General features: G+C 65.0%; 11 protein-coding genes. All 11 read right to left on the reverse strand.

Features of this window, described 5'->3' with window-relative positions; translation table 11 throughout:
- Window positions 1-39: 39 nt before the first annotated feature.
- The 11 genes from HMPREF1478_RS05905 to thrB all read right to left on the reverse strand — a co-directional run bounded on the left by HMPREF1478_RS05905 (window position 40) and on the right by thrB (window position 11,887).
- Window positions 40-333 (reverse strand): hypothetical protein, encoded by a 294-nt coding sequence (locus HMPREF1478_RS05905; RefSeq protein ID WP_016461166.1) that lies wholly within the window; start codon window positions 331-333, stop codon window positions 40-42.
- Window positions 330-1,436, reverse strand: coding sequence for an MraY family glycosyltransferase (locus tag HMPREF1478_RS05910; RefSeq protein WP_016461167.1), 1,107 nt, complete (start codon window positions 1,434-1,436; stop codon window positions 330-332). Before HMPREF1478_RS05910 ends, HMPREF1478_RS05905 begins: the two co-directional genes overlap by 4 nt.
- Window positions 1,433-2,107, reverse strand: a complete 675-nt coding sequence (locus tag HMPREF1478_RS05915) for an L-threonylcarbamoyladenylate synthase (protein WP_016461168.1) — start codon at window positions 2,105-2,107, stop codon at window positions 1,433-1,435. The genes HMPREF1478_RS05910 and HMPREF1478_RS05915 overlap by 4 nt, the downstream gene beginning before the upstream one ends.
- Window positions 2,104-3,000, reverse strand: a complete 897-nt coding sequence (locus tag HMPREF1478_RS05920; protein ID WP_016461169.1) for a N5-glutamine methyltransferase family protein — start codon at window positions 2,998-3,000, stop codon at window positions 2,104-2,106. The genes HMPREF1478_RS05915 and HMPREF1478_RS05920 overlap by 4 nt, the downstream gene beginning before the upstream one ends.
- A gap of 11 nt (window positions 3,001-3,011) precedes the next feature.
- Window positions 3,012-4,106: a peptide chain release factor 1 gene (gene prfA, locus HMPREF1478_RS05925; protein ID WP_016461170.1), complete on the reverse strand. Its 1,095-nt coding sequence runs from the start codon at window positions 4,104-4,106 to the stop codon at window positions 3,012-3,014.
- A 94-nt stretch (window positions 4,107-4,200) separates the two neighbouring features.
- A complete protein-coding gene (gene rpmE / locus HMPREF1478_RS05930) occupies window positions 4,201-4,422 on the reverse strand; it encodes a 50S ribosomal protein L31 (protein WP_016461171.1) in 222 nt (73 codons plus the stop codon).
- 258 nt (window positions 4,423-4,680) lie between these two features.
- Complete coding sequence (locus HMPREF1478_RS05935; RefSeq protein WP_016461172.1) at window positions 4,681-5,880, reverse strand: hypothetical protein; 1,200 nt, start codon at window positions 5,878-5,880, stop codon at window positions 4,681-4,683.
- 51 nt (window positions 5,881-5,931) lie between these two features.
- Window positions 5,932-7,599 carry a DUF5129 domain-containing protein gene (locus tag HMPREF1478_RS05940; RefSeq protein ID WP_148332977.1) on the reverse strand — a complete coding sequence of 556 codons (1,668 nt, stop codon included), beginning with the start codon at window positions 7,597-7,599 and terminating at the stop codon, window positions 5,932-5,934.
- Between the two features lie 91 nt (window positions 7,600-7,690).
- Window positions 7,691-8,782: a DUF5129 domain-containing protein gene (locus HMPREF1478_RS05945; protein WP_286127312.1), complete on the reverse strand. Its 1,092-nt coding sequence runs from the start codon at window positions 8,780-8,782 to the stop codon at window positions 7,691-7,693.
- A 191-nt stretch (window positions 8,783-8,973) separates the two neighbouring features.
- Window positions 8,974-10,716, reverse strand: a complete 1,743-nt coding sequence (rho, locus tag HMPREF1478_RS05950) for a transcription termination factor Rho (protein ID WP_016461175.1) — start codon at window positions 10,714-10,716, stop codon at window positions 8,974-8,976.
- 220 nt (window positions 10,717-10,936) lie between these two features.
- Window positions 10,937-11,887: a homoserine kinase gene (thrB, locus tag HMPREF1478_RS05955; RefSeq protein ID WP_016461176.1), complete on the reverse strand. Its 951-nt coding sequence runs from the start codon at window positions 11,885-11,887 to the stop codon at window positions 10,937-10,939.

An 11,887-nucleotide genomic window follows, 5' to 3' on the forward strand; every position in this document is an offset into this window, starting at 1 on the left:
ATTCTACACAGAGATGGGAGTCTCAGGCGCGCGCAAGGGTTACTCAGTGTCTCCCGGCGCGTCGACGTTCATGGTCCGCTTGCGCATCATGACGACCATCTCGACGCTGGAGGACACGATAACCGCGATGATTGTCGCGATTGCGGCGATGCGCACGTCGATCCCAAGCGCGCGTGGGACGTACAGACCGAGGGCGAGAAGTCCGATTTTCGCCGCGTACCCGCCACTGACCCATCCAATGAAATGGGAGGGTGAGTGCAGCGCGCGGGAGGTGAAAAACCACTGCGCGGCACAGATAATGACGATCATGAGGACGGCGAGCAGGTAGCTCATGCGGAAAGCTCCTCGTGGGCGGTGTCTTCCTTGGGAAACTCTCGGGTCGTCACGGCCACGCCAACCGCCGCCGCGACAACAGCGACAAAGGCGACGCTCCACCATTCGAAGACGAGGAGACCGACGGCCGGCACGCAGACGATGGCGGTCCACATCCACAGGATCGCGACAACTCCGCGGTGGGAGTGTCCAGCAACGAGCAGGCGATCATGGAAGTGCGAGCGGTCTGCGACGAACGGGCTTTTCCCACGGCTCATGCGACGGATCGAGGTGACGACCAGGTCGAGGACCGGCATGAAAATGACAGACAGTGGCAGGATGAGGGGCAGCGCGGACACAATCATCTGTTGGCGACCCAGCAGCGTCGGATCGATCTTGCCGGTGACAATGATGCCTGCGCCGGCCAGGACGAGTCCCATGGTCTCCGCTCCCCCGCCCATCATGATCGAGGAAGGGTGGAAGTTAAACCAGAGGAAGCCCGCGCACACGCCGAGCAACGCGATCACGATGAGGCTTGCAGTCGTCGCGTAGGAAGCCGCTCCCATCAGTCTGGTGATGATGTAGGAGTAGACGAAGAAAGATCCCGCGCCAATCGCAATCATGCCCGCTGCCAGGCCGTCGAGACCGTCGATAAAGTTGACGGCGTTCATGATGCCGACGATGAAGAAGACGGAGACGAAGAGCCACAGGCGCGAGGAACCGAGCGTGATACCGAAAATCGGGAAGGACGCGAGCTGGACGCCTCCGAAGGCCATACCGCCAGCGATCAGCACCTGGCCGCCGAGCTTAGCCATCCAGTCCAATTCGATAATGTCGTCAATGATACCGAGGACGCACATGGCGGCGGCGCCGGCCATGACGGCCCATGGGACTGTTGTCGTAAACAGGGGCGCCATGTAGGGGATGCGTGAGGCGACCAGCATTGTCACGATCAACGCGATGGTCATGGCGATGCCGCCCAGGCGCGGGATCGGGGTCTTTTGAAGGTCGCGGCCGCGCAGGGGGGGCAGGATGTTGAAGCGCAGGCACGTCCAGCGAACGACCGGGGTGAGCAGAATCGTCAGAGCCATCGCAATGGCACCGAGCAGGAGGTAGACCTTCACGAAGCGCTCCCCTGCACGGGTGCGATAGTCACACCGGCTGCAGCGCTCAGGTCATCCAGGCAGATCGTTCCCAGCCGCAGTGCGCGCGGTGCGTCGTGGGCGAAGTCCACGATCGACGAGGCCGTGGATCCCTGGGTGGGTCCGCCGTCAAGGTAGGCGCCAACGCGTGCACCGAAATACCCGATGGCCGCCTCCACGGACGTCGCCGGAGGTTGCCCTGTCAGGTTCGCTGACGTCACGGCCATGGGCCCGAAGTCGCGCAGCAGTCGCAGGAGCGCGCCTTGGTTCGGCATGCGCACGCCGATCGTTCCGCCGGTCTCACCGAGATCCCACCCGAGGTCTGGGCGAGCTCGCAGAATGAGTGTGAGTCCGCCGGGCCAGAAGGCACGCGCGAGCGTGCGGGCGGCATCGGGAACATCGACGCACAGCGAGTCGATCGCTTCGACGGATGCAACGAGAACGGGGGGCGGCATTTGCCGTCCGCGTCCTTTCGCGGCCAGCACCGCGGCGACGGCCTCGGGATTCGCGGCGTCAGCTCCGATGCCGTACACGGTGTCCGTGGGAACGACGAGAAGGTGCCCGTCGCGCAGCTCCTGCTGGGCGCGCGCCAGGTCGGCCTCGCTCAGTGCGGGGGCTGCGCTCAGGATCGTCTCAGTGCTCATCGTTGTCATTGTGTCACGGATGCGGTTGGCTTCGTCGAACGGGACGCGCGAGCACGCAGGAAGCGCGAGCGTCCCACCAGGTCAGGCAACGTCTCCACGTCGACAAATCCAGCTGAGCGAGCGGCGTCGCGCAACGCCGCATCCTGGCTCGGAGAATGCTCCATCAGCAGCGTGCCGCCGGGCCGTAGCAGAGTTCGGGCGCGCCGAATAATACGCACGGGAATCGCCGTACCGTCCGAGCTACCGCCGTACAGGGCGACGTGAGGATCAGCGCTCGCCTCAGGCTGAGTCGGCATTTCATCCGTCGGCACGTAGGGCGGGTTCGTCACGACCACGTCAACCATCGCGTCAAGGTGGGACAGGGTTGTGAGCGCCGTGGCATCTGCACGCTCGAGATGCACTCTGCATGCTCCGACGAGATCCCGGTTTCGGCACGCCAGGGCGAAAGGATCCGCTTCCTTCTCAACCGCCCACACCTCGGTGGACGCGGCCTCGAGAGCGACAGCGAACGCGATAGCACCCGAACCCGTACACAAATCAACCACGCGCGCCTCTCCGCGCTCACGCACGATAGCCCCGGCCTCGTCGATGGCGAGACCGGCGAGAAGTTCGGTCTCGGGACGCACGATGAACACGCCGGGCACCGACTGAAGCGTGAGCGAACGGAAGAACATGCGACCGGTGACGTGCTGGAGCGGGATACGCAGGGCCCGCTCCCCCACCCCGGAGCGCAATTTCTCGGCCTGCTCCTCGGTCAACTCCGTCGGCAGGTCCCACTGGGACGAGGCGTCGCACGCCCACTCCAGCAGCTCGCGCACGTCCGCGTCAACGGATTCAATCCCGGCAGCGCTCAAGCGCTCCCGAGCCCAGGATCGGGCCTCGTTCAAGGGCCATTCGCTCATGTCGCCTCCCGTCATGACTGCGCGGCAGCGGCCAAACGCTCGGCCTCATCAGCTTCCTGCAGCGAAGCGATAACGGCATCGAGCGCGCCCGACAGGACCGCGTCGAGGTTGTGTGCCTTAAAGCCCGTGCGATGATCCGCGATCCGGTTCTCCGGGAAGTTATAGGTGCGGATACGCTCTGAGCGGTCCACTGTGCGCACCTGGGAGAGGCGCTGAGCCGAGGCCTCGGCCTCTTTCTTCGCTCGCGCCTCCGCGGCCAGGCGCGATGCAAGCACGCGCAGGGCGGCTTCTTTGTTCTGCAGCTGCGATTTCTCATTCTGCATCGACACGACGATGCCGGAGGGCAAGTGGGTGATGCGAACGGCCGAATCCGTCGTGTTCACGGACTGCCCGCCGGGGCCGCTCGACCGATACACGTCGATACGCAGGTCGTTCGGGTCGATGACGATCTCCTCGTCGTCCTCGATCTCCGGCATGACGAATACGCCGACGGCACTCGTGTGGATGCGACCCTGGGACTCGGTCACGGGAACGCGCTGCACGCGGTGCACGCCGCCCTCATACTTCAGGTGAGCCCACACACCCTCATCGGGGGCGGGCGTGCCCTTCGCACGGATCGCCAGGGTAATGTCTTTGAAGCCGCCGAGCTCCGTATGGGTCGCACTCATCTCGGTCACGCTCCACCCGTGAGCCTCAGCGTAGCGACCGTACATGCGCGCCAGATCGGATGCGAAGAGCGCGGACTCTTCGCCGCCCTCGCCGGCCTTGATCTCAAGAATGACATCCATCGCGTCCTCAGGATCACGAGGGGCCAGGATCTTGACGAGAGCCTCGTGGGCAGCCGTTTCCTCTTCTTCGAGGGCGGGAATCTCGTCGGCGAAGGACCGGTCTTCGGCCGCGAGCTCACGGGCAGCCTCAAGATCTCCCGAGGCAGCCGCGAGCCGATCTGCGGCGGCCTTCACGCGACCAAGTTCGGCGTAGCGGCGTCCCACGCGGCGCATCAGCTGCGGGTCCGCCAACGTCTGGGGATCCGCCATCTGCGCCTCGACCTGCTCGTATTCCTCCAGCAGCGGGCCCAGGGCGCCGAGCTCGTCCGTCGCAGCCACTATTCACCACATCCTTCGATCCGTACAGTTGACAAAGCGGCGGCGCCGTCGGCCATCAGGCCAACGACACCGCCGTTGAGCTAGCTGCTCACCCTCACTTCGAGGGGCGCACGCGCTTGCCGTAGCGAGCCTCGAACTTGGCGACGCGGCCGCCGGTGTCGAGGATCTTCTGCTTGCCCGTGTAGAACGGGTGGCAGGCCGAGCACACGTCCACGCGCATCTCACCGGAGGTGATGGTGGAACGGGTGTGGAACTTGTTGCCGCACGTGCAGGTCACGACGGTGTCCACGTATTCGGGGTGAATACCCTTCTTCATGGAGTTTCTCCTGGATCGTTTGGTGCCCCGGGTCCGGACATGCAGCGTCCCCCGCATCTGGCGAGGGCTCGCCCTCCAGCGCGCTAGCAGCGCCTGGGGCATGCCGGTGAACCGGTAAGCCGACAGGACATTATCGCACATGCACCCTTCCCCTTCAATGAAGAAAGGAAGCAGCACACGTGAGATCCGCTATGGGCGCACAACACGCATGGCCACCCAGACTCCCCGTGAGCACGAGGTCGGCTCACAGTACCGCGCTTAGCGTGTCCGCTCGTGCGGGCCGATGTTCGCGGCGGACGTCAGGTAGTTCGCCCGCGATGATCCGTACCGCGAGGTTCCATCCCACACAAGGTAACGATGAAGATACGCGGGAGGCACGTAGACGGTGGCGTTAAACGCTGTGAACAGGGCGGTGGAATGAGCCGCACTACCCTTGAAATCTATACCCGCACTATTTGCAGTCAGGCGAATCGCCTGGGCGGGATTGTAGGTATACGTCATGCCGGAGATGCGGTACGCGCCGATGTAGAGGGTCTCGTTGGTGCGCAGCTTCTCCCCCGCGCCTCTTCTCCAGCGCTTGTAGCGCCTCTGCCCAATCATGGACGTATCGGTTACGAGAGCCACCTCGATCAGTCGCACCAGGCGCACTCTGGCCTCGTCAGCGATGTGATCGAGCTGCGTCAGTGCCTCGGCGGGGTCCATCTGCACGCGCTCAATGCTCGCCGCCAGGTCGCTGACGGCCACGCGCTGCTCATTGACCCACGCCACGAGGGACGCCGCTGTGCTGAGCACCATCGGCTCTCGGCTGCGCCGCTGGACACTTTCCGTGAGGGTCTCGAGGACGGTCAGGTCCTCGTAGACCACCCCTGTCTCGTTCTCCCATATCCCGTGCCAGGTGGGAGCAAGCGCGAAGAGATCGCGAGCCGCCATCATCGCGACGTGCGCATCCATCAGACCGTGGAAATGCTCGACGATCGCATCCGTCTCCCGCGCCGTTGCCGCACTCAGCGAAGCGAGGAACGGAACCGACGACCCCGCAGCGATCCGGGCGCGCAGCTTGTCGCGTTCGGCGCAAGCAGCCTCCCAGCGCGCGGCAAGCCCGCGGTTGTAGTGCCCAGATTCCAGGAGCGCAACGCAGCTGTGCTCGACGTCCTGATGCCGTTTCTCCAATGGTTCCCACTCGTCGCAGGCCCGCCTGAGGTTGTCGCGTGCCTGGCGGCGCAGCATCCATCCGCGCCCCCAGAGCACGATACCCATGAACGAGGTGACCCACGCGTACCATGCCGGCCACGCAAGAATCTGCGGCGCATCCACGGCGGAGGCGATCACAAACCACGCGGGAGTCACAAGGAACAGAAGCATGCCCGCCAGGACGCGCAGAAATCCGCGCGCGCCTCGCCAGAACATGCCCGGGCGCGCAGGAGCGTTATCCAGCCCGCCTGTCATGATGGATGTCATGCCTCCACTCTGGCATGCTTCGTTCCCATCCGCTCACCATCTTGATGCCTATCAGAAGGACGAGGAGGAACCGGAGCCCGAGAAGCCACCCGAAGAGGAACCGTAGTTCGCGCTCGACGTGCTCGACGAGGTAGTGCCGCTAGAGATCACATATTCGTCGAGGTACAGGGGCCTGACGTAGATGTAGCTGTCGTAGTCTTTGAAACGACTCGACGTGTTGGCCCGGTATGCCGCGAGGTTAACACCGGCGGAATTCGCGGTGAGTCGAATCGTCGACGCCGGGTTGTACTCGTGCGTGGCTCCCTGGCTGAGGTAGGAGCCTTTGTAGAACATCTCGGCTGCATTCACGAGTTCGGTCGGTGGGCTCTGCCACCTCGCGTAACGTAGTCTCCCCTCCGTCGAGGAATCGAGCGCTAGCGCACTCGTCACCACGTCCGCCAGGCGCGTGCGGCTCTCATTCGCGATTCGGTCGAGTTCTTCGAGAGCCTGAGCCGGGGTGACCTCGGCGCGCTCGAGACGGGTGCCGAGGCCGAGCAGCAGCGCACGTTGCTCATTCGTCCACTGGAACAGCGACTTGGTGGCCCCGTGCACCTTAGGGTTCTTCACGTGGTCGCGCACCGTGACCCCGACGTTATCGACTGCTTGCAGATCCTCGAAGATCGGACCAACCTCGTTGTCCCAGATGGCGCGCCAGCCGGGCCTCAGCGCGAAGAAATCACCTGCCGCCAGAATCGCATGGTCCGCGTCCGCTAGTGCGTGCAGATCCTCGAGGATCTCATCCGTCTCGTCCGACGCCTGCGCGCTCAGCGTTCCCAGGAAATGCGTTGATTGCGTCTGCGCAATCCGCTCCCGAACCCTCTCGTATTCGGCGCGCGCAGATTCGTAGCGCGCGGACAGACCGCTCGTGTAGTCCCCGGCTTCGAGGAGAGCGACGAACGCGCGCTCCACCTCGCCCCGGCGCCTCTCCAAAGCCTTCCACTCCTCGGCCACCTTGCTTGCGTTCTCGAGCGTCTTACGGTGCAGGCTGTGCCCACGCGCGAGAATGCCGATTCCGACGAGGGTTGCAAGCGCGCCCTTCCAGTCGGGCCACACCGGCCGGTTCTCCAGGCTCATCCCGGCCTCGTTGGGCATGATGGACGCCGCCGTGCTGACCGCCGCGACCACACCTTGGCTCCAGCGCCCCTCGCGGAAATCATCCTTCGCGGCGTCCTGAATCTCGCTCTGGATCGACAGCGTCGGGGCGATGTCCTCACCGAAGTAGGTGCCGACCTGCCGGTGCGTGGGAGACACCGCGAGGATGAAGTAGCCGTCGGCCCATTTGTAGCCGTTGCGCGCAATCCACTCAGGATGCTTCGCGCGCGCATACTTCAGGGTCGCCTCGTCCAAGTTGTCATCCGTCAGGTTGTCCGTGGACAAGACGACGAGGTGGATGGGGCGCAGGAAGCCGATCCCCTCCAGTGCGACGCTGAGCGGGCGGCCGTCGATGCTCTGGAAGCTGCTGGTTTCGTCGCGGATCTCCACAACGGGTGAGACGAGGCTCGTCGCCGAAGCAGTCGGCTGCGAGTATTCGTATGCTGCCACCGCCAACCAAGCGGGCGTGAAGAGGACCAGAATAGCCCCCAGCACGATACGCAGGAGACCGCGTACATCCAGCCGAGTATTCCGGGAATTCTGGCTCGTGGGATCTGAGTTCATTGCATCGCTCGTCGAAGACGTCATACCTTCACTCTGACATGACGGTCACGCTCACGCACGGTGGCACCAGCATTTTCGAGACGCAGCAACGGCGCAACCGGCCCCCACCACCCACTCAGTCCGAGGATGAGCCGTCGCCTGCCGCATCCACGTCGCCAGTCACGTATCGATCAAGATACATCGGCAGTAGATAGATGGATGCGCGGCCGGCCGTCAGGACACCGGTCGCCGGTGCTGGCAGCCCGTTCAGGTCGACGCCTGCGGAGTTTGCAATCAGTCGGATCGTGGCTGCCGGATTGTACTCGACGTCAGTGTCTGCGTCCTCGCTCCAGTAGGCCCCGTCGTACTCAGCGTTAGCCGCGGTCAGGCTGATTCCCGCGCCCTTCCACCGCGCGTAGCGTGCGCGTCCCTGCGACGAGGCATCGGTGGCGAGAGTCGCCTCGATGAGCTCGGCGGTGCGCGCTCGCGCCTCGTTGGCAATCCGGTCAAGTTCTTCCAGCGCCTGGGCAGGATCGAGCTGCCTGCCCTCGAGGCGTTCTCCCAGGCTGATCACCTTGTCCTTGTCATCCCCCACACGCTCTCGGAACGCCTCAATGTCCGTCAGGATGTGCGGGTCCGTGCAGATTGATTCGAGGCTGTCTGCGACGTCATCGAGGACGTCCAAGTCTTCGATGATCGGGCCAATCTCGTGGTTCCACACATCGCGCCAGCCGGGCGCGAGCGCAAAAAAGTCACGCGCCGCCATGAACGCAGCATCCGCATCCGCCAGGCCGGCCATCTGCGCAAGGATCTCATCCTCCGACCCTCCCGACGCCTCGCTGAGCGATGCGAAGAAACCGGGCGACCTGTACTCCTCGATTCGAGCGCCAACCCTGACGCGTTCGGCTCGGGCATACTCGTAGCGCGCCGCCAGTGCGCTCTCGTAGTGCCCGGCGCGAACGAGCGCTGAGAACACACGCTCAACCTGCGCCCGCTGGCTCTCCAAGGATGCCCACGTCTGCGCGATCGTCATCATTTTCCGACGCCTCGAGCGCCGACAACTGACCCCTCCCCACAGCACGCCGATTCCGCACAGCGCCATAACCCAGCCGGTCCAATTCGGCCAGTCAACCGCCTCCCCCATCCCATGATGGGCCTGCTCGTAGATCGCGATTAGCAGCTGAAGGGGAGCCGTCAGCGAGAGAAAGAGACCGATAACGAGGCGCAGAAATCCGCGCGCAGCACTCCAGGATCGGCGCGAGGTACCCCGTGGCGCCCGCGAATTGGCCGCATTCGGTGTCATGTTCACCATGCGCCAATTCTGGCACAGGCCTTATCAGTTGTCCGGTACTCGCACGTACGTCTCAACAGAAAACGGGGCGAGCGGCTCTCGCCACTCGCCCCGCGCCTACCCGCCGATCACTCGGAGGGCGTGGTCTTTTGGATGAGCATGAGGAACTCAGCGTTGGACTGGGTTTCCTTGAGCTTATCGAGGACCAGCTCGAGGCCCTGCTGCTGGTCGAGCGTGCCCAGGACGCGGCGGAGCCTCCACATGATGCGCAGCTCCTCGGGCTTGAAGAGCAGCTCCTCGCGACGGGTACCCGACGCGTTGAGGTCGATCGCGGGGAAGATGCGGCGCTCGGCGAGCTGGCGCGACAGGCGCAGCTCCATGTTGCCGGTGCCCTTGAACTCCTCGAAGATGACCTCGTCCATCTTCGAGCCGGTCTCCACCAGGGCGGAGGCGATGATCGTCAGCGAGCCGCCCTCGGAGATGTTGCGGGCAGCGCCGAAGAACTTCTTGGGCGGGTACAGCGCGGACGCGTCGACGCCACCGGAGAGGATACGGCCCGAGGCGGGCGCAGCCAGGTTGTAGGCGCGCGACAGACGCGTGAGCGAGTCGAGGAGCACGACGACATCCTGGCCCAGCTCGACCAGGCGCTTGGCGCGCTCAATCGCGAGCTCGGCGACGGTCGTGTGGTCCGATGCGGGACGGTCGAAGGTGGAGGCGATGACCTCACCCTTGACGATCGAGCGCATGTCGGTGACCTCTTCGGGACGCTCGTCCACCAGGACGACCATGAGGTGCACCTCGGGGTTGTTCAGCTCAATAGCCTTGGCCATCTGCTGGATGACCATCGTCTTACCGGCCTTGGGCGGGGAGACGATGAGGCCACGCTGGCCCTTGCCGACGGGGGCGACCAGGTCGATGACGCGCGGCGTGTAGGCCTTGGGAGAGGTCTCCATACGCAGCTGCTCGGAGGGGTAGACCGGGGTCAGCTTGCCGAACTCGCGGCGCGCCTGCGCCTGCTCGATCGTCATACCGTTGACGGAGTCAACGCGCACGAGGGCGTTGTACTTCTGGCGCTGGCGCTCGCCCTCGCGGGGCAGGCGAACGGCACCGGCGACCGCGTCACCGGCGCGCAGGCCCCAGCGGCGCACGTTGCCCAGCGTCACGTAGACGTCGTTCGGGCCGGGCAGGTAGCCCGAGGTACGCACGAAGGCGTGGTTTTCCTGGATGTCGAGGATGCCGGCGATCGGGGCGAGGTTCTCCTCGCCGCCGCGCTGGTTGCGGCCCTCGCGGCCCTCGCGGTTCTCACGACCCTCACGGTTCTCGCGGCCCTCACGATTCTCGCGGTTCTCACGGTTCTCGCGGTCACGTCGGCCTCGGCGGCCACGCTCACGGCGAGGGCGACGCGCCTCGGTGTCATCCCCGTCGGGCAGTTCGATGTTGAGGACAGTTTCGACGACGGTCGTATCGGACTCCGGGGCGGCCTCGGCGCGCTCCGCGGCGGGCAGGGGCAGGTCAAGAGTGACATGCGCGGGCTCAACGGCGCCCTGGCTCACCGCGCGACGGCGACGCGAGCGGCGCGGCGCCTCGGCAGGAGCCTCAGAAGCCGACTTCTCAGCCGCAGGACCCTCCTCTGCCGACTTCTCGGCGGCCGGCTTGTCGGCTTTCTTCTTGGACGAGGCAGGAGCGTCCTCACGGGGAGCGGTTTCCTGCGGGGTCGAGGCGCCGGCGCCGTTGCTCAGCAGCTCGATCAACTGGGGCTTACGAAGCTGGGAAATGCCCTTCAGGCCGCGAGAGGCGGCCAGAGCCTTCAGCTCGGGCAGCTTCATCGCCGACAGCGACGCGGTCGTCTCGGCGGAGGTTTCGTTGCTCACGAAGTGATCCTTACTGGAATGCGCCCACAGCGGGCGAGGTGATTACTCAAGCACAACAAAAAGCTTGATCAGGAAGATGCGCGAAAGAGGCGCACCGCAACGGTCGGAGTCGAGCAATCGGCTCGGACCTGAAAAAAATATAGCAAGACCGCCAGCCCGCTGTCACTTAGACGGCGAGGCTGGCGGTGGTTGCCAACAAACTCACAGCGAAGCCGAGCGACTAAAACTCGACTTTCGCAAGGCTTCCGCGGGTAATCTGCACGCCCGATGCGGCCACGGCCAGCGGCACGACACGCCAGCCTGCACCAGCTGCGTCGCGGCGAATATCCGCCCCCACCTTCTCCAGAGACAGAACGGTCGGCCCCGCACCGGAGACAACGGCAGCAAAACCGGCACCGCGCAGCCAGTCAACGAGTGCCAGTGAGGGTTCCATCGCGGCCCGGCGCTGTTCCTGATGGAGGCGGTCGCGCGTAGCTTCCATGAGGAGCGCATGCAGGTTCACTCCCCCACTCGCCTGGGCACCACCCGACAGGATGGCGGCCAGCAGAGCACCGCGCGCCACATTGAAGCTCGCATCACCGTGGGGAACGGTTGCAGGCAGGGCGGCTCGCGCGGCGGCGGTGCGCAGCTCGAAGTCGGGGATGAACGCGACGGGGTTGATGCCCTCGGGCGGGGTGAGGCGCACGCTGCCCACTTCGGAGGTCTCCTCGTTCATCCAGGACACGGTCGCGCCGCCAAAAACGGCGGGAGCCACGTTGTCGGGATGCCCCTCCATGTGGGATCCGATCTCGAGGATCTCCTGGCGGCCGAGCACATCGGCGTCACCGATGAGGGCACGTGCCAGCGTCACGCCGGCGACGATCGCACTCGCAGAGGAACCCAGGCCTCGGGAATGAGGGATGCGGTTCGTGCAGTGCATGCGCACGCCCACCTGAGGGGCACCCACGCGGTCGAGCGCAAGGCGCAGGGCACGCACGACGAGGTTGTCCTCGCCCTGCTCGACGTTTCCGGCACCTTCCCCCTCAACGACGACCGAGGTGGGCCCAGTCGTCGCGTGAACCGAGACCTCGTCCCACAGGTCGAGGGCCAGGCCCATGCAGTCGAATCCCGGACCCAGGTTCGCGCTGGTCGCGGGGACCTTCACCGCGACAAAATCATCTCGCAGCCGCAC

The sequence above is a fragment of the Actinomyces sp. HPA0247 genome (genome assembly GCA_000411415.1).
Classification (GTDB): domain Bacteria; phylum Actinomycetota; class Actinomycetes; order Actinomycetales; family Actinomycetaceae; genus Pauljensenia.

Coding starts and splice junctions, on each gene's coding strand:
- HMPREF1478_RS05905 (WP_016461166.1), bottom strand. CDS start 333: ATGAGCTACCTGCTCGCCGTCCTCATGATCGTCATTATCTGTGCCGCG.
- HMPREF1478_RS05915 (WP_016461168.1), bottom strand. CDS start 2,107: ATGACAACGATGAGCACTGAGACGATCCTGAGCGCAGCCCCCGCACTG.
- HMPREF1478_RS05920 (WP_016461169.1), bottom strand. CDS start 3,000: ATGAGCGAATGGCCCTTGAACGAGGCCCGATCCTGGGCTCGGGAGCGC.
- rpmE (WP_016461171.1), bottom strand. CDS start 4,422: ATGAAGAAGGGTATTCACCCCGAATACGTGGACACCGTCGTGACCTGC.
- HMPREF1478_RS05935 (WP_016461172.1), bottom strand. CDS start 5,880: ATGACATCCATCATGACAGGCGGGCTGGATAACGCTCCTGCGCGCCCG.
- HMPREF1478_RS05940 (WP_148332977.1), bottom strand. CDS start 7,599: ATGACGTCTTCGACGAGCGATGCAATGAACTCAGATCCCACGAGCCAG.